Annotated in this window: 16 protein-coding genes; all 16 read left to right on the top strand. The window is 60.9% G+C overall.

Annotated features, from left to right (window positions below; all coding sequences use genetic code 11):
• The first annotated feature begins 30 nt into the window (after nucleotides 1-30).
• The 16 genes from ACD590_RS28600 (at nucleotide 31) to ACD590_RS28675 (ending at nucleotide 15,645) form a co-directional block, all read left to right on the top strand.
• A complete protein-coding gene (locus ACD590_RS28600; protein ID WP_439003935.1) occupies nucleotides 31-633 on the top strand; it encodes a dimethylsulfoniopropionate lyase in 603 nt (200 codons plus the stop codon).
• Between the two features lie 34 nt (nucleotides 634-667).
• Complete coding sequence (locus tag ACD590_RS28605) at nucleotides 668-1,417, top strand: electron transfer flavoprotein subunit beta/FixA family protein (protein ID WP_439003936.1); 750 nt, start codon at nucleotides 668-670, stop codon at nucleotides 1,415-1,417.
• A gap of 25 nt (nucleotides 1,418-1,442) precedes the next feature.
• Nucleotides 1,443-2,372 (top strand): electron transfer flavoprotein subunit alpha/FixB family protein, encoded by a 930-nt coding sequence (locus ACD590_RS28610; RefSeq protein ID WP_018243778.1) that lies wholly within the window; start codon nucleotides 1,443-1,445, stop codon nucleotides 2,370-2,372.
• A 15-nt stretch (nucleotides 2,373-2,387) separates the two neighbouring features.
• Nucleotides 2,388-3,083 (top strand): dimethylsulfonioproprionate lyase family protein, encoded by a 696-nt coding sequence (locus ACD590_RS28615; RefSeq protein ID WP_439003937.1) that lies wholly within the window; start codon nucleotides 2,388-2,390, stop codon nucleotides 3,081-3,083.
• A gap of 152 nt (nucleotides 3,084-3,235) precedes the next feature.
• The gene (locus tag ACD590_RS28620; protein WP_222284125.1) at nucleotides 3,236-4,363 is read left to right on the top strand and encodes an S-(hydroxymethyl)glutathione dehydrogenase/class III alcohol dehydrogenase; all 1,128 of its coding nucleotides are present in this window, start codon (nucleotides 3,236-3,238) and stop codon (nucleotides 4,361-4,363) included.
• 3 nt (nucleotides 4,364-4,366) lie between these two features.
• On the top strand, nucleotides 4,367-5,203 hold the full coding sequence (gene fghA, locus ACD590_RS28625; RefSeq protein WP_112907383.1) for an S-formylglutathione hydrolase: 837 nt from the start codon (nucleotides 4,367-4,369) through the stop codon (nucleotides 5,201-5,203).
• A 54-nt stretch (nucleotides 5,204-5,257) separates the two neighbouring features.
• The gene (gfa, locus tag ACD590_RS28630; protein WP_018246031.1) at nucleotides 5,258-5,830 is read left to right on the top strand and encodes an S-(hydroxymethyl)glutathione synthase; all 573 of its coding nucleotides are present in this window, start codon (nucleotides 5,258-5,260) and stop codon (nucleotides 5,828-5,830) included.
• Nucleotides 5,831-6,327: 497 nt separating this feature from the next.
• Entirely contained in the window at nucleotides 6,328-7,044 is a 717-nt protein-coding gene (locus ACD590_RS28635; protein WP_018246030.1) for a GntR family transcriptional regulator, read from the top strand.
• The gene (locus ACD590_RS28640) at nucleotides 7,041-7,952 is read left to right on the top strand and encodes a dihydrodipicolinate synthase family protein (protein ID WP_439003938.1); all 912 of its coding nucleotides are present in this window, start codon (nucleotides 7,041-7,043) and stop codon (nucleotides 7,950-7,952) included. The genes ACD590_RS28635 and ACD590_RS28640 overlap by 4 nt, the downstream gene beginning before the upstream one ends.
• A complete protein-coding gene (locus ACD590_RS28645; RefSeq protein WP_130729512.1) occupies nucleotides 7,945-9,462 on the top strand; it encodes an aldehyde dehydrogenase in 1,518 nt (505 codons plus the stop codon). The genes ACD590_RS28640 and ACD590_RS28645 overlap by 8 nt, the downstream gene beginning before the upstream one ends.
• A complete protein-coding gene (locus tag ACD590_RS28650) occupies nucleotides 9,459-10,805 on the top strand; it encodes an NAD(P)/FAD-dependent oxidoreductase (protein ID WP_439003939.1) in 1,347 nt (448 codons plus the stop codon). Before ACD590_RS28645 ends, ACD590_RS28650 begins: the two co-directional genes overlap by 4 nt.
• Nucleotides 10,806-10,884: 79 nt before the next feature.
• The gene (locus ACD590_RS28655) at nucleotides 10,885-11,736 is read left to right on the top strand and encodes a glycine betaine ABC transporter substrate-binding protein (protein ID WP_018246026.1); all 852 of its coding nucleotides are present in this window, start codon (nucleotides 10,885-10,887) and stop codon (nucleotides 11,734-11,736) included.
• Between the two features lie 85 nt (nucleotides 11,737-11,821).
• A complete protein-coding gene (locus ACD590_RS28660; RefSeq protein ID WP_376770315.1) occupies nucleotides 11,822-12,928 on the top strand; it encodes a quaternary amine ABC transporter ATP-binding protein in 1,107 nt (368 codons plus the stop codon).
• A gap of 5 nt (nucleotides 12,929-12,933) precedes the next feature.
• The gene (locus tag ACD590_RS28665; RefSeq protein WP_439003941.1) at nucleotides 12,934-13,782 is read left to right on the top strand and encodes an ABC transporter permease; all 849 of its coding nucleotides are present in this window, start codon (nucleotides 12,934-12,936) and stop codon (nucleotides 13,780-13,782) included.
• Nucleotides 13,779-14,630: an ABC transporter permease gene (locus ACD590_RS28670; protein ID WP_018246023.1), complete on the top strand. Its 852-nt coding sequence runs from the start codon at nucleotides 13,779-13,781 to the stop codon at nucleotides 14,628-14,630. Before ACD590_RS28665 ends, ACD590_RS28670 begins: the two co-directional genes overlap by 4 nt.
• A gap of 16 nt (nucleotides 14,631-14,646) precedes the next feature.
• A complete protein-coding gene (locus ACD590_RS28675; RefSeq protein WP_131598384.1) occupies nucleotides 14,647-15,645 on the top strand; it encodes a 4-hydroxyproline epimerase in 999 nt (332 codons plus the stop codon).
• The last annotated feature ends 53 nt before the right edge of the window (nucleotides 15,646-15,698 follow it).

Consider the following 15,698-nt stretch of genomic DNA (forward strand, 5'->3'; position numbering starts at 1 on the left):
TGTCGGCCGATCGTCTCGGGAGGTGATGAGATGAGTTTACGGAATGAAAGCCTCCAGATTTTCCTGGACGCGGCTTTCGTGGCTTTCGACCAGTTCGCGAATACCCCGGAGGCTCGCCGCTCGATTCGTCAGATTTCTGCGGCGCTGGAGCGCCGGGGAACGGCGCGTGCGGGGGAGGGAGGTCGATTGCCTGTGTGCGCTCTCCTTGATGTGGCGCTTTCCGTCGATACGTCCTATCCTTCGCTGACGCGTTTGATCGAGGGGTTCAAAGGCATCGAGCCAATGCTTGAATGGCATCGGCGCACCAAGTATGACCACACGGCCAGCGACAATTTTGTCGATGGGCATGCCAATGCGATGATTATCGGCCTGGGAGGATTGGAGGAGCGGAGCGACCTGTGGATCGGCGTGACGTTGATGGCGCCTCACGTGCGCTATCCCGATCACGACCATGCGCCTGAGGAAGTCTATCTCGTGCTTTCCGAGGGAGAGTTCCAGCAGGGGGAAGGGGACTGGTTTTCGCCAGGTATCGGCGGATCCTTCTATAATGTCCCTGGCATCAAACATGCCATGAGGTCGCTTGACACGCCGTTCTTCGCCTTCTGGGCATTGCTTGCCGAACGGCCGAACTGACGGCCAGCAGTTTAGAAATAAAGGGGGGTTGCCCATGAAGATACTCGTCCCAGTCAAACGGGTTGTCGACTACAACGTGAAGATCCGGGTGAAGCCGGATGGCACGGGTGTCGAGCTTGCCAATGTGAAGATGTCGATGAACCCGTTCGACGAGATCTCGGTGGAAGAGGCGTTGCGGCTGAAGGAAGCCGGCAAGGCCGAGGAAGTGGTCGTCGTTTCGATCGGTCCAGCCAAGGCCGAGGAGACGCTGCGCACCGCACTTGCCATGGGCGCCGACCGGGCGATCCTGGTCGAGACCGACGATCAAGTCGAGCCGCTCACTGTCGCCAAGATCCTCAAGGCTGTGGCCGATGCCGAACAGCCCGGGCTGATCATCGTCGGCAAGCAGGCGATCGATGACGACAGCAACCAGACCGGCCAGATGCTGGCAGCACTGATGGGAACGGCCCAGGCCACTTTCGCCTCGAAGATCGACATCGGTGACGGCAAGGCGCAGGTGACCCGCGAGGTCGATGGCGGCCTGCAGACGATCGAGATCAAGCTGCCGGCGGTCGTCACCACGGATCTGCGCTTGAACGAACCGCGTTATGCCTCGCTGCCGAATATCATGAAGGCGAAGAAGAAGCCGCTCGACAAGAAGACGCCTGATGATTTCGGCGTGTCGACCACGCCGCGCCTCAAGGTCTTGAAGACCGAGGAGCCGTCGGGCCGCAAGGCCGGCGTCAAGGTCAAGTCGGTCGCCGAACTCATCGACAAGCTCAAAAACGAAGCCGGCGTGCTGTAATCAGGTTGGAACAGGAACCATCATCATGACCATTCTTCTTCTGGCTGACCACGACAATGCAAGCCTGTCCGACCAGACCGCCAAGACGCTGACGGCCGCAACCAAGATTGGCGGCGACGTGCATGTGCTGGTCGCCGGCAAGGCTGCCAAACCCGCTGCCGATGCGGCTGCCAAGCTTGCCGGCGTCTCCAAGGTGCTGCTCGCCGAAAGCGACGAACTCGCCAATAATCTGGCCGAGCCGCTGGCCGACCTGATCGTCTCGCTGGCGGGAAGCTACGACACGATCATCTCGGCCGCCACCTCGGTCGGCAAGAACGTGCTGCCGCGGGTGGCAGCCCTGCTCGATGTCGCCCAGGTCTCCGAGATCATCGAGGTGATCTCTGCTGACACCTTCAAACGGCCGATCTATGCCGGCAATGCCATCCAGACGGTGCAGGCGACCGATGCCAAAAAGGTAATCACCGTGCGCACCGCATCCTTTGCCTCTGCACCGGAAGGTGGCTCGGCCACCGTCGAGGCGATCCCGGCGGTTTCCGATCCGGGGCTGTCGACCTTCGTCAGGGACGCGCTGTCGGCCTCCGACCGTCCGGAACTGACCTCGGCCAAGATCATCATCTCCGGCGGCCGGGCACTCGGCTCTGCCGAGAAGTTCAGGGAAGTCATCCTGCCGCTTGCCGACAAGCTCGGTGCTGCCGTCGGTGCCAGCCGTGCGGCCGTCGATGCCGGTTATGCGCCGAACGACTGGCAGGTCGGCCAGACCGGCAAGGTGGTGGCGCCGCAGCTCTATATCGCCTGCGGCATTTCAGGCGCCATCCAGCATCTGGCCGGCATGAAGGATTCGAAGGTCATCGTCGCCATCAACAAGGACGAGGAGGCGCCGATCTTCCAGGTCGCCGACTACGGACTGGTCGCCGATCTCTTCGACGCCCTGCCGGAATTGCAAAAGGCGCTCTAGCGGGGGAGACCGAACGTGGCGCGCTTCGTGGGACGTCCAATCAAACCTGGTGCCGACCTTCTCCTGAACGATGACGAGAAGCCGGCATACATACGGCTGCACGACATCGGCAGGGAAAGACGTTCTCGGCCGTTGCAGGAATTCCTCAACGATGTCGGCGGGCTGATGTTGTCGGCGGAGGCTCCTGCCGTCGCCAGCTTCGTCGCGGGCAAGGTTCTCCAGAAACTGCTCAAGACCGGCAAGGTGCGCCCGGAGGGCGGGTCTCTTCCCGGTGCGCCGGAAGGGCTTGATGACGCCATCGGCCATCTTGCAAAATCGGGACGGAAATACGAGGCGATCGCCAGCCAGTTCCATAGTCTCGCCGACAAACTGCTCTGGAGACGCGGCCGCTCCGGTCCGTTTGCAAGCCTGAATTTTGGCGATACGCATTCCCATGCGGTCGTGGTCGGTCCTGGCGGCATGGAGGAACGCGCCGATCTCAGGGTCGGCGTGATCTACATGGATCGCTACACCCGTTTCCCGGATCATGTTCAGACGCAGCCGCGCGCCTTCATTCTGCTTTCGCCGGGCGAAATCCGCCTTGGCGATTCCGAGTGGTTCTCCGCTGGTGTCGGCACGGTCTTTGCGAACGACGCCGGCCAATCTTTCGCGATAAGATGCACAGCCCGGCCTCTGCTTGCGGTCTGGTGCCAGGTTGAGCGGGAGACGTGATGGGTGCTTGGCAACGACGAGCCTGAGATGAACGAAAAGACCGAAGGCGAGAGCACGAAGTCTCGGCGGTGACGCAGCGAAGCAGATCGCTGAGAAGCCGGTCTATCGGAATATGTAGCATCAGAATTCAATTTAAGAGGAAGGATATCAAGATGGACGTTCGCGCCGCCGTTGCCGTTCAGGCCGGAAAACCGCTGGAAGTGATGACCGTGCAGCTGGAAGGGCCGCGGGCCGGCGAAGTGCTGGTCGAGGTCAAGGCGACGGGCATCTGCCACACCGACGATTTCACTTTGTCGGGCGCCGATCCTGAAGGCCTGTTTCCGGCCATCCTCGGCCATGAGGGCGCCGGCATCGTCGTCGATGTCGGCCCCGGCGTCACCTCGGTCAAGAAGGGCGACCACGTCATTCCGCTCTACACCCCGGAATGCCGCGAGTGCTATTCCTGCCTTTCCCGCAAGACCAATCTCTGCACCTCGATCCGCGCTACCCAGGGCCAGGGGCTGATGCCGGACGGAACGAGCCGCTTTTCGATCGGCAAGGACAAGATCCACCACTATATGGGTTGCTCGACTTTTTCGAACTTCACCGTGCTGCCGGAGATCGCCCTTGCCAAGGTCAATCCCGACGCGCCCTTCGACAAGATCTGCTACATCGGCTGCGGCGTGACGACCGGCATCGGTGCGGTCATCAATACCGCCAAGGTGGAGATCGGCGCCACGGCGATCGTCTTCGGTCTCGGCGGCATCGGTCTCAACGTGCTTCAGGGCCTGAAACTTGCCGGTGCCGACATGATCATCGGCGTCGATATCAACCCTGACCGCAAGGCCTGGGGCGAAAAGTTCGGCATGACCCATTTCGTCAATCCGAAGGAGGTCGGCGACGACATCGTGCCCTACCTCGTCAACCTGACCAAACGCAACGGCGACCTGATCGGTGGCGCTGACTATACGTTCGACTGCACCGGCAACACCAAGGTGATGCGCCAGGCGCTGGAAGCATCGCACCGCGGCTGGGGCAAGTCGGTTATCATCGGCGTTGCCGGTGCCGGCCAGGAAATCTCCACCCGTCCGTTCCAGCTGGTCACCGGCCGCAACTGGATGGGCACGGCTTTCGGCGGCGCGCGCGGCCGCACCGACGTGCCGAAGATCGTCGAATGGTACATGCAGGGCAAGATCCAGATCGATCCGATGATCACCCATACCATGCCGCTCGAAGACATCAACAAGGGCTTCGAACTGATGCATTCGGGCAAGAGCATCCGCGGCGTCGTGGTCTACTGAGTCATGAAAACCATCTCGACCGACAATTCTCATGGCGGCACCCAGGGCGTTTACGTTAATCGCTCGGATGTCTGCGACTGCGACATGACCTTTGCGGTATTTCTACCGCCGCAGGCCAAAGGACGGAAGCTGCCAGTTCTGTGGTACCTTTCCGGTCTGACGTGCACCCATGCAAACGTCATGGACAAGGGAGAGTATCGGCGTCTTGCCGCAGAACTCGGTATTGTCATCGTCTGCCCCGACACCAGTCCACGCGGCGATGCCGTCCCGGACGAGCCGGATAATTGGCAGTTTGGCAAGGGTGCCGGTTTTTATGTCGACGCCACCGAGCCGCCGTTCGCACAGAACTATCGGATGTACAGCTACGTCGTCGATGAATTGCCGCAGCTTGTCGCGGCCGAGTTTCCGGTCGACATGACGCGACAGGGAATCTTCGGTCACTCGATGGGGGGACATGGCGCGATCACGATCGCTCTCAAGAACCCCGAACGCTTCAGCAGTTGTTCGGCCTTCGCGCCGATCAGCCATCCATCGGTCTCCGGCTGGTCAAAGCCGGCGTTCCAGAAATACCTCGGTTCGGATGAAAAGAACTGGCGGGCATATGATGCCTGCTCGCTGATCGAAGACGGGCACCGGTTCCCGGAATTCCTCGTCGACCAAGGGACGGCGGATAGCTTCCTGGAGGATGGATTGCGCCCCGAAGAGCTGAGGCAAGCCTGCGAGACGGCCGGGATCAGCCTGCGGCTTCGCATGCAGGAAGGCTACGGCCACTCCTACTTCTTCATTTCGACATTCATGGAAGACCATCTACGCTGGCACGCGCGGAGATTGGGAGACTGATTGCAGAGCTTGGCCGGGCATATCGCAAACGGCCCAGAAGGGGAGGAGAAACCCATGACCAGCATAGCCATACATCCGGCAGTGGATTCAGGCTTTCGGGCGACTGACGCTGCTTTTGCAGGCGGGACGCTCGTCTGCAAGTGCGCCAGCAATCCGGTGAAGGTAAGAATCAAGAGCGATATCGCCCACAATCACGCCTGCGGCTGCACGAAGTGCTGGAAGCCCGAAGGTGCAGTCTTTTCGGTCGTGGCGGTCGCTCCGACCGAAAGTGTCGAAGTCTTGGAGAATGGCGATAAGCTCGCTGTCGTCGATTCCGCTGCCTTGATCCAGCGCACCGCCTGCAAGGAATGCGGCGTGCATATGTATGGGCCGGTTGTGCGCGAACATCCGTTCCAGGGATTGTCGTTCATCCATCCGGAACGTTTCCAGGAAAGCGGCTGGGCGAAGCCGGGCTTTGCAGCCTTCGTGTCGTCGATCATCGAAAGCGGCTTCGACCCCGCGAAGATGGACGCCGTCAGAGCACAGCTGAGGACATCAGGCCTCGAGCCTTACGATTGCCTAAACCCTGGCCTTATGGACTACATCGCAACCTGGACCGCCAAGAAGAGCGGCGTGCTGGCCTCGTGATCGGCTAAAGCAATTCCCAGCAAAAGTGCGCAGCGGTTTTGCGTCCGGAATTGCGTAAAAACAAAAGAGAGCATTTCCGTGACTTGAGAGAAAGCGGAAATGCTCTGGGACGCCGAGCCGGCGCTCTCCGACAAAACCGCCGCCACCGGATATCGAGATAGTCCGTGATGGCCGCGCACCGGCTTGCCGGCAGCCATCCGACGCCTGATGATCAAGGTTGATGCGCATAAAAATCGCATCAACCTCGACTGCACCGAAATTCTCACAGACCCGCCACCATAATTCGCTTGGGAAGCTCCGCGATGGCCGCCGCCGCGGAACGCCGATCCCTGGATAGCGCTTTGAAATGACGCCTGACGCGCGGCGGGGACGCTTCGCTCGGCATCATTGTGTATTTAAGAAATACTAATTGTGTACGCAGTGTACACAATTATTGACTCACCCCGAGAGGCGTGGCATTTTCACGGCGTAGAGCAACCAGCGGCCGGAGAGTGACGATGGCGAAGACCCCCAAGAGCAATCTCTACGAAGATCTGAAACGGCAGATTCTGACGATGGAACTGGACCCGGACGCCGACCTGGACGAGGCCAGTTTGAGCGAAAGATACGGGCTCTCCCGGACGCCGGTCCGCGACATATTCCGTCGCCTTGCCGGTGAGGGCTATATCGACATCCGCGAGAACAGGGGCGCACGGGTCATCCCGATGAACCACTCCACCCTGCGGAATTTCTTTCTTGTCGCGCCGATGATCTACGCGGCAATCGGCCGTCTTGCCGTGCAGAACTTCAAGCCCACTCAGCTTTCGGACCTGAAGCAGACCCAGGAGCGGTTCCGCGCCGCCAGCGAGAACATGGACGCCCTGGCGATGGTCCTCGAGAATAATCGCTTCCACGAAATCTTCGGCGAGATGTCGGGCAACGTCTATCTGCAGCCGAGCCTTGGCCGGCTGCTCATCGACCACGCGCGTATCGGCCACACCTTCTTCCGGCCGAGGAACGAGGACATGAAGCGACGGCTTCAAGTGGCTGTCGGCCATCATGACGGCTTCATCGATGCGCTCGGCGCTCACGACGAGAATGCCGTCGTCGACCTCGTCTTCGAACACTGGGAATTGTCCCGCGAGAACATGGAGATGTTCATCGCCCCGCAAGGTCTCAAGGCGGACGCCTTCCTCGGCGGCCCCGCCACCCAACTCTTGGAGAAATCGTCGTGAAGTTTGAGGGGATCTATACGCCGGCGGTGACGCCGCTCGACCAAACTGGTCAGATCGACAGGGCTGGATTTGCCGCCGTGCTCGAGTCGCTGATCGAGGCGGGCGTCCACGGCGTCATCGTCGGCGGCTCGACCGGCGAGTACTACGCCCAGAGCAGCCAGGAACGTTTCGAGCTTGCGGCCTATGCGAGGGAAGTCATCGGCACGCGGCTGCCGCTCATTATCGGGACCGGCGCCACGCGGACCGAAGATTCGGTCGAATACGCAAAGGCGGCGAAGGAAATCGGCGCGGATGCGATCCTGGTGTCGTCACCGCCCTACGCGCTGCCGACCGAGCGCGAGAATGCGGTCCACGCCCTGACCGTCGACCGCGCGGCGAACCTGCCGATCATGCTCTACAACTATCCGGCTCGTATGGGCGTGATGATGGGCGAGGAGTATTTCTCCCGCCTCGGCAAGTCCAGGAACGTGATCGCCATCAAGGAAAGCTCCGGCGACATGGGCAATCTGCACCTGCTAGCCCGGAAATTTCCCCATATTGCGCTGTCCTGCGGCTGGGACGACCAGGCGCTCGAATTCTTCGCATGGGGCGCGAAGAGCTGGGTCTGCGCCGGCTCCAATTTCCTCCCGCGCGAACATGTCGCCCTCTATGAAGCCTGCGTCCTCGAAAAGAATTTCGACAAGGGCCGCGCCATCATGACGGCGATGCTGCCGCTCATGGATTTCCTGGAATGCGGGAAGTTCGTCCAATCGATCAAGCACGGATGCGAATTGATCGGGCTGAATGTCGGATCGGTCCGCGCGCCGCTGCGGCCGCTCAACTCCGAAGAAAAACGAACCCTCCAGACCGTCGTCGCCACGTTGAAGCGCACGGTCGGCCAGATCACCTCGGGAGCAAATCATGCATGAACCCTTGACCGCTTCCGAATACAAGGCGATCGCCGCCGGTCTTCAGTTTCCGACGAATGCCTTCGTCGACGGCGCATTTCGTCCGGCCAATTCAGGGCAGACATTCACCTCGACGAATCCCGCGACGGGCGAGGTTCTCGCCGAGATTGCCGCATGCGATGCCACCGATGTCGACGCCGCCGTCGCCAAGGCAAGGCAAGCCTTCGACGACGGCCGCTGGCGGCTGCGTTCGCCGGCAGAACGCAAGGCGGTGCTCCTCAAGCTCGCCAGGCTGCTGGAGGACAATCGTCACGAACTCGCCGTCATGGAGAGCCTCGACAGTGGCAAGCCGGTCGGCGAATGCCAGACGGTCGATGTTCCCGATACCATTCACACAATCCGTTGGCACGCCGAACTGATCGACAAGCTCTATGACAACACCGCGCCTGTCGGCGCGAATGCACTGACGATGATCGTGCGTGAGCCGGTCGGTGTCGTCGGATGCGTGCTTCCATGGAATTTCCCACTTTTGATGCTGGCCTGGAAGATCGGCCCGGCGCTTGCTGCCGGCTGCTCGGTGATCGTCAAGCCTGCGCAGGAAACGACGCTCACCACGCTGCGCGTCGCCGAGCTTGCCCATGAAGCGGGCATTCCAGCCGGCGTCTTCAATGTCGTGACCGGCGGCGGCAAGGAAGTCGGAGAACCGATCGGCATGCATATGGATGTCGATATGGTGGCCTTTACCGGATCGACGCCTACCGGCCGCCGCTTCCTGCGCTATGCAGCGGACTCGAATCTCAAGCGCGTCGTGCTCGAATGCGGCGGCAAGAACCCCGCCGTCGTTCTCGACGATGCCGAAGACCTGGACCTCGTTGCCGAGCAGGTCGTCAACGGCGCCTTCTGGAACATGGGCGAGAACTGCTCGGCGACGTCGCGTCTCATCGTTCATTCCAAGATCAAGGACGAGCTGCTGAAGCGCATCGGCGCCTATATGCGCGAATGGAAGACCGGCGATCCGCTCGACCCCGCAAACCGCATCGGCGCGCTCGTCAGCAAGGCCCATTTCGAGAAGGTGAAATCCTTCCTCGACGACGCCAGGAAGGAGAAGCTGACGGTCACCCATGGCGGTGAAACGTATGGCGGCATCTTCATCGAACCGACGGTGGTCGAGGGTGTAACGCCCGCCAGCCGCCTCTTCCAGGAAGAGATCTTCGGACCGGTGCTTTCGGTCACGACCTTCAATTCGCTTGCCGAAGCAATCGCTCTTGCCAACGACACGAATTACGGTCTGACGGCGTCCGTCTATACCGGCAGCCTGAGGAACGCCATCAAGCTCTCGCGCGAAATCCGCGCCGGCGTCGTCACCGTCAACTGCTTCGGAGAAGGCGACGCCAGCACGCCGTTCGGCGGCTACAAGGAGTCCGGCTTCGGCGGCCGCGACAAGTCGGTCTTCGCCCACGACAACTACTGCGAACTGAAGACGATCTGGATCGACGTCTCGGACCGCTCGGTCGACGAGACCATCCGATGATCTCGAAGTCGGTCAAACGTTTGCCTGTTGAGAATGGCGTCTCGGGCTGGGAGGCGGTCAGCAAACGTCCTTTCCCGGTCCGGACCCTCGACGGCGATGTGACCGCGGATTGGCTGATCGTCGGCGCGGGGTTTGCTGGCCTCTCGGCGGCCCGCCGTCTTCTCGAACTTCGGTCGGATGACAAGATCGTCATCCTTGATGCGAGCGAAGTGGGGAAGGGGACGTCGGGCCGAAATTCCGGCTTCATGATCGACGTTCCGCACAACCTTTCAGGTGGGGAGTATTCGAGTGGAGAGGCGGACGCCACTCGGCTGGAGATGGCCCAGAACCGCTCAGCGATAGCCTTCGCCGCGCAAGCGGCGGAGGAATACGGGATGTCGCGCGCGACATTCGACCCGGCGGGAAAGATCAACGCCGCGGCCACTGCTCGCGGCATGAGGCTCAACCGGAGCTTCGGAGAATCCCTCATGGGCGCTGGCGAGAAGCATACGTTTCTCGACGCGAAAGAGATGCGGGAGATCACCGCATCGGATTACTACACCGGCGGTCTGTACACGCCCGGAGCGGTGCTTATCCAGCCCGCCGATTACATCCGCTCTTTTGCGGCGGGCCTGTCGGACAGGGTCAGTATCTTCGAGCGTTCTCCTGTCACTTCATTGAAGCAAGACAGCGGCACCTGGGCCGCCATGACAAACCGAGGGAAGGTCACCGCTCCAAAGGTGATCCTCGGGGTCAATGGCCACATCGACGATTTCGGGCACTATCGCGGCCGCCTGATGCACATCTTCGCTTATGCCTCGATGACAGCGCCGTTTTCAGCAGACGACTTCGGCCAGAAGGCCTCAGGGCAGGACAAGTGGGCGCTGCTCCCAGCAGATGCGATGGGAGCCACGATTCGAAAGATTACCTCCGCTGGCCAGTCGCGGATCGTAATCCGCACGAAGTACACCTACGAAAGCAAGCTGGAGGCGTCGGACTGGCGCATGGGCAAGATGGCCAAGGCCCATCGAGACGCGCTCGACGCGCGGTTCCCGGGTCTCGCGGATGTCCCTTTCGAATATAGCTGGGCAGGTCGTCTGTGCCTCAGCCGGAACCACGTGCCCGCCTTCGGCGAGATCGAAGAAGGACTGTTTTCCGCATGCTGCGAAAACGGGCTTGGAACGGTCAAGAGCACACTCGCCGGTATGATGGCGGCGGAACTGGCGACCCGAACGGCCTCCCGGCATCTCGAACAATACATGGATCACCCTGAGCCTTCGAGGCTCCCGCCGGAGCCGTTCGCCTGGCTGGGCATAAACGCGATGATCCGTTTGCAGGAATTGCGCGCAGGCCGCGAGGGATGATCCCTCGGCCCACGCAATATGAAGACTGCCCGCTCGCAGACTTCAATGAGAATGGGAACGTAAAACAGGAGTAAGAACAATGAAAAATTTGTGGAGGGCGCTCTGCGCCGCTGCGATGATCGGGGTCAGCATCCTTCCTGCTCGCGCGGAAGAAAAGACGATCACCATGGGTACGATGTCGTGGGAGGACCTGACGCCCATCACCGGAATCACCAAGAAGGTTCTCGAAGACGCCGGCTATACGGTCAAGGTGACCGAGTTCTCCGAATGGGGCATCGCCTATGCCGCTCTCGCCAAGGGCGACATCCAGGTTCTCACCTCGCAGACGGACTATGTTGCGCAGGACTACTGGGACAAGAACAAGAACCGCCTCGAAAAGATTTCGCCTGTTTCGCATGGCCTCTATCAGGGCGTTGCGGTTCCCAAATATGTCCCGATCGACTCGCTGGAACAGCTCAACGAAAACGCCGACAAGTTCAGCGGCAAGATCATCGGTATCGAACCGGGTTCCGGCCTGATGCGCGATACCTCGAACGCGGTCAAGGACTACGGCCTCAAGCTCCAGCTCGTTGAGGGCAGCACCGCCGCGATGACGGCGGCGCTGAAGTCCGCCTATGATCGCAAGGAGTGGATTGCGGTGACGATCTGGGAGCCGTCCTGGATGGTTCAGAAGTACGAGGTCAAGTACCTCAAGGACCCGAAGGGCGTATTCCCGCCGCCGCAGAGCTACTACTGGATCGGCCACAAGGGCTTCTCCGCAGAGAACCCGCATGCGCGTGAAGTGATGGCCAGCGTCTACGTCCCGATCGCCGACATCACCGCCATCAACGGCGCGGTCAATGAAGGCAAGACCATGGACCAGGCCGTGCAGGATTGGATCGGCGCCCATGCCGACCTGATCAAGCGCTGGGAAAACATCAAGAAGAACTAAACGCGTCGTGGCCGTCCGATCCGTCGGGCGGTCACCCTGAAACCTAATGAAGAAGCCAGCGCCGAATGGCTCAAAGGGGATCGCTATGAAAGCCGTAAATGCCGATATCAATGACGTTCTGATCGACTGCCAATCCCTTTGGAAAGTCTTCGGTGACAAGTCCGCTGCGGCAATGAAGTCGATCAAGGAGCGCGGCCTCGGCAAAAAGGAGGTGTTGAAGGAGTTCAACTGCGTCGTCGGCGTGTCCGACGCGAGCATTGAGGTCCGGCGCGGCGAAATCTTCTGCATCATGGGATTGTCTGGAAGCGGAAAATCGACGCTCATCCGCCTTCTCAACAAGCTGATCACGCCGAGCTCTGGGAAAGTCCTCGTCAAGGGACGCGACCTCGCCGCCCTGTCGCCGGTCGATCTCCGGCAGATGCGCGCCAGGAACATCGGCATGGTGTTTCAAAGCGTCGCTCTGTTGCCGCATCGCACAGTCCTGGAAAATGCGGCCTTCGGCCTCGAGGTACAGGGAATTGCCAAGCCGGAGCGAAACAAGACCGCCGTTGCAGCGCTCGAGAAGGTCGGCCTCGCCGACTGGGTGAATCGATATCCGAACGAGCTTTCCGGCGGCATGCAGCAACGCGTCGGGCTCGCCCGCGCGCTCGCTTCCGACCCCGAGATCATTCTGATGGACGAGCCGTTCAGCGCTCTCGATCCACTCATCCGGCGTCAGCTTCAGGACGAGTTCCGGCAGTTGACGAAAGCCTTGGGCAAGTCCGCGGTCTTCATCACCCATGATCTCGACGAGGCGATCCGGATCGGCGACCGCATTGCGATCATGAAGGACGGCGTCATCATCCAGACCGGCACGGCCGAGGAAATCATCCTCAACCCGGCAGATGCTTATGTCGCCGAATTCGTCGCCGGCATATCCCGCCTCCATTTGATCAAGGCGCATTCCGTCATGCGCAGCGTCGCCGAATTCCATGAGAGCCAGCCGAATTCCGACATCGCATCGCTGGCGCGCACGACGCCGGATGCCGACATCGACGAACTCATCACATTGACGATGCAGTCGGAGCGAGATGCCATCGCCGTCGTCGACAATGATCAGATCGTCGGCGTGGTCACGCCACGCAGCCTCCTGATGGGCGTCAAGGGGACGTCCACCCACGATCTCACGGCGGCGTCCCACAACTGGAGCTGATTGACATGGATAGTTCAGGCTTCACCGATCTTTTTGACGAATGGACGGACTCGGCGCTCGAGTGGGTGAGCGACAACGGCGAGTTCCTTTTCGATTCTATCAGGCAGGTCCTCGAAGGGCTCTATGACGGGATCCTCTGGCTTCTGCAGCTTCCGCCTTTCTACCTGGTCGCGCTGATCGTGGCGCTCATCGGCTGGCGGCTGGTCAATGTCTGGTTCGCCGTGCTGAGCGGCGTCGCGCTGGCGCTTTGTTTTTCCATGGGGCTCTGGCCGGAGACGATGAGCACCCTGGCGCTGGTATTGACCGCAACCGCACTCGCCCTGGCGATCGGGATCCCGATCGGTATTGCCGCCGGCTTTTTCCCCGCCCTCGATCGCTTCATGGAGCCCGGCCTGGATCTGATCCAGACACTTCCGCCATACATCTATCTGCTGCCGGCGATCGCCCTGCTCGGCTATGGACCGGCGACGGCACTGATCGCGACGGTGATCGTCGCCGTGCCGCCGGCAATCCGCCTGACGTCTCTCGGTATCCGGATGACGCCCAGGGAGTTCATCGAACTTGGAGAGGCGCTTGGGATCAGACCGGCGCAGATGTTCTTCAAGATCCGCCTTCCCTTTGCGCTGCCGAGCATCATGGCAGGGATCAACCAGAGCCTGATGATGGCCTTCGGCATGGTCGTGATCGCAGGCATCGTCGGTTCCGGCGGGCTCGGCCAGACGATTTACGGCGCGATCAGAACGCTCGACATCGCGACCTCCATCAATGGAGCGATAGCCATCGTGGTTCTGACCATGGTGCTTGACCGGATAACTCAGAGCGCGGCTCGTTTGGGAACGGGGAGGAAGTCATGAATCCGTCCATCCTGCAGTTTTCGCCCGGCGCTTTCCTGGCGCCGTCAGTCGATTGGCTCAACACCAACCTTCATCCGCTGTTTGCGGCGATCAGCTACCTGATCGAAGCGGTTCTTTCCGGATTCGAGGCGGCCCTCCTGTTCGTGCCGCCCTATGGGCTTATCGCGATCGTCGTCATCCTGGCATTTGTCGCCGTCGGTCTGCGCGCCGCAATCCTTGCCGGTCTTTGCCTGGGGTTTTGTCTCCTCATGGGGCTGTGGACGGCATCGATGCAGACCCTCTCCCTGGTCACGGTCGCTGTCTTGATCTCCGTGCTCATCGCCTTCCCGATCGGCGTCCTGTGCTCGCGCCATAAGACATTGGAGGCGATGGTTCGTCCGGTTCTCGACGTGATGCAGACCGTACCGCCATGGGTCTACCTCATTCCTGCGGTGATGATCTTCAGCCTTGGACGTGTGCCGGCAATCATCGCCACCATCGTCTATGGCATTCCGCCGATGCTCCGCTTGACCACGCTGGCGTTCAACCAGGTGCCCAGAGAATTCGTGGAACTCGGCAGCGCCATCGGCGCGCCGCCTCGTTCGGTGCTTTGGAAGATCGAGATCCCCTTGGCCAGGCAGACGCTCCTGGTCGGGCTCAACCAATGCATCCTTCTGTCGCTGGCGATGGTGGTATTGGCCGGGCTCGTCGGCGCCGGCGGTCTCGGCGCGGAGGTGACGCGCGGCCTGACGCGCATGGAGATGGGGCTTGGCCTGCGGGCGGGCCTGGCGATCGTCGCAATCGCCCTTCTGCTCGACCGGCTGTCCCGCGGTCTGCTCGACCGTGACAGGCTGCCGAAGACGAGATGAGCAAGGACACCAAAAGATGAGAAACAGCTTCTTCTGCATCGACTCCCATACGTCAGGAAATCCCGTGCGCCTTGTTGCCGGAGGCGGTCCACTGCTTCCGCATGCGCCCATCAGCGAGCGTCGGGAGATTTTTGTCCGCGATCACGACTGGGTGCGCCAGGCGCTGATGTTCGAGCCAAGGGGGCATGATATCATGTCGGGGGCGATCATCTATCCGGCCTACCGGGAGGATTGCGATTTTGCCGTTCTTTTCATCGAAGTGAGCGGCTGCCTGCCGATGTGCGGCGCCGGCACCATCGGCGTCGTGACCGCCGCGATTGAGGAAGGGCTCGTCAAGCCGCGGGAGCCGGGAAGGGTTGCCATAGAGACGCCTGCGGGAAGAGTCGATGTCACCTATGAGGAAAAGGGCGGATATGTCGAATCCGTTCGTCTCCACAATGTTGCAAGCTATCTGCACGAGGCTGATGTCGAGGTCGATGTGCCGGGAATGGGCCGCCTGCGCGTCGATATATCCTATGGCGGCAACTATTATGCGGTCATCGAACCGCAGGATAACTGGAGCGGGCTCGACGGCATGACCGCATCGGATATCGTCGGCTGCAGCCAGAAGCTCAGGTCAGCGCTTGCCGATATTTGCGATCCCGTTCATCCCGACGATCCGAGAATTCGCGGCGTGCATCATGCCATCTGGTGTGACCGCCCCGTGAACGACACCTCGGATGGGCGTTGCGCGGTCTTCTATGGCGAGAAGGCCATCGATCGCTCGCCGGGCGGCACCGGCACCTCCGCTCGCATGGCCCAGCTCTATGGGAAGGAACGGCTTACCGTCGGGTCGAGATATCGGCATGAAAGCCTGATCGGAACCGTCTTCGAGGGCCGGGTCGAAGCCGAGGCACGCATTGGGCCCTATAGCGGTATTCTTCCAAGCATCGGAGGCTGGGCACGCGTCATCGGACACAACACCATTTTCGTTGACGATCGGGATCCGCTGGCGCATGGCTTTCAGATCCGATGAGCGCGTTTTCGTCTGAAAAGACGGGGGCGGGGTAAGAAGCGGCAAGGAGATGA

Source organism: Rhizobium sp. 862_C5_N1_2, from assembly GCF_051811205.1.
Taxonomy (GTDB): domain Bacteria; phylum Pseudomonadota; class Alphaproteobacteria; order Rhizobiales; family Rhizobiaceae; genus Rhizobium; species Rhizobium leguminosarum.

Bases quoted from the DNA above. Each gene is read 5' to 3' on its own strand.
- ACD590_RS28665 (WP_439003941.1), top strand. From the start codon at position 12,934: ATGGATAGTTCAGGCTTCACCGATCTTTTTGACGAATGGACGGACTCG.
- ACD590_RS28635 (WP_018246030.1), top strand. From the start codon at position 6,328: ATGGCGAAGACCCCCAAGAGCAATCTCTACGAAGATCTGAAACGGCAG.
- ACD590_RS28600 (WP_439003935.1), top strand. From the start codon at position 31: ATGAGTTTACGGAATGAAAGCCTCCAGATTTTCCTGGACGCGGCTTTC.
- ACD590_RS28645 (WP_130729512.1), top strand. From the start codon at position 7,945: ATGCATGAACCCTTGACCGCTTCCGAATACAAGGCGATCGCCGCCGGT.
- ACD590_RS28655 (WP_018246026.1), top strand. From the start codon at position 10,885: ATGAAAAATTTGTGGAGGGCGCTCTGCGCCGCTGCGATGATCGGGGTC.
- gfa (WP_018246031.1), top strand. From the start codon at position 5,258: ATGACCAGCATAGCCATACATCCGGCAGTGGATTCAGGCTTTCGGGCG.
- ACD590_RS28605 (WP_439003936.1), top strand. From the start codon at position 668: ATGAAGATACTCGTCCCAGTCAAACGGGTTGTCGACTACAACGTGAAG.
- ACD590_RS28620 (WP_222284125.1), top strand. From the start codon at position 3,236: ATGGACGTTCGCGCCGCCGTTGCCGTTCAGGCCGGAAAACCGCTGGAA.
- ACD590_RS28670 (WP_018246023.1), top strand. From the start codon at position 13,779: ATGAATCCGTCCATCCTGCAGTTTTCGCCCGGCGCTTTCCTGGCGCCG.
- ACD590_RS28660 (WP_376770315.1), top strand. From the start codon at position 11,822: ATGAAAGCCGTAAATGCCGATATCAATGACGTTCTGATCGACTGCCAA.
- ACD590_RS28675 (WP_131598384.1), top strand. From the start codon at position 14,647: ATGAGAAACAGCTTCTTCTGCATCGACTCCCATACGTCAGGAAATCCC.
- ACD590_RS28610 (WP_018243778.1), top strand. From the start codon at position 1,443: ATGACCATTCTTCTTCTGGCTGACCACGACAATGCAAGCCTGTCCGAC.
- ACD590_RS28650 (WP_439003939.1), top strand. From the start codon at position 9,459: ATGATCTCGAAGTCGGTCAAACGTTTGCCTGTTGAGAATGGCGTCTCG.
- fghA (WP_112907383.1), top strand. From the start codon at position 4,367: ATGAAAACCATCTCGACCGACAATTCTCATGGCGGCACCCAGGGCGTT.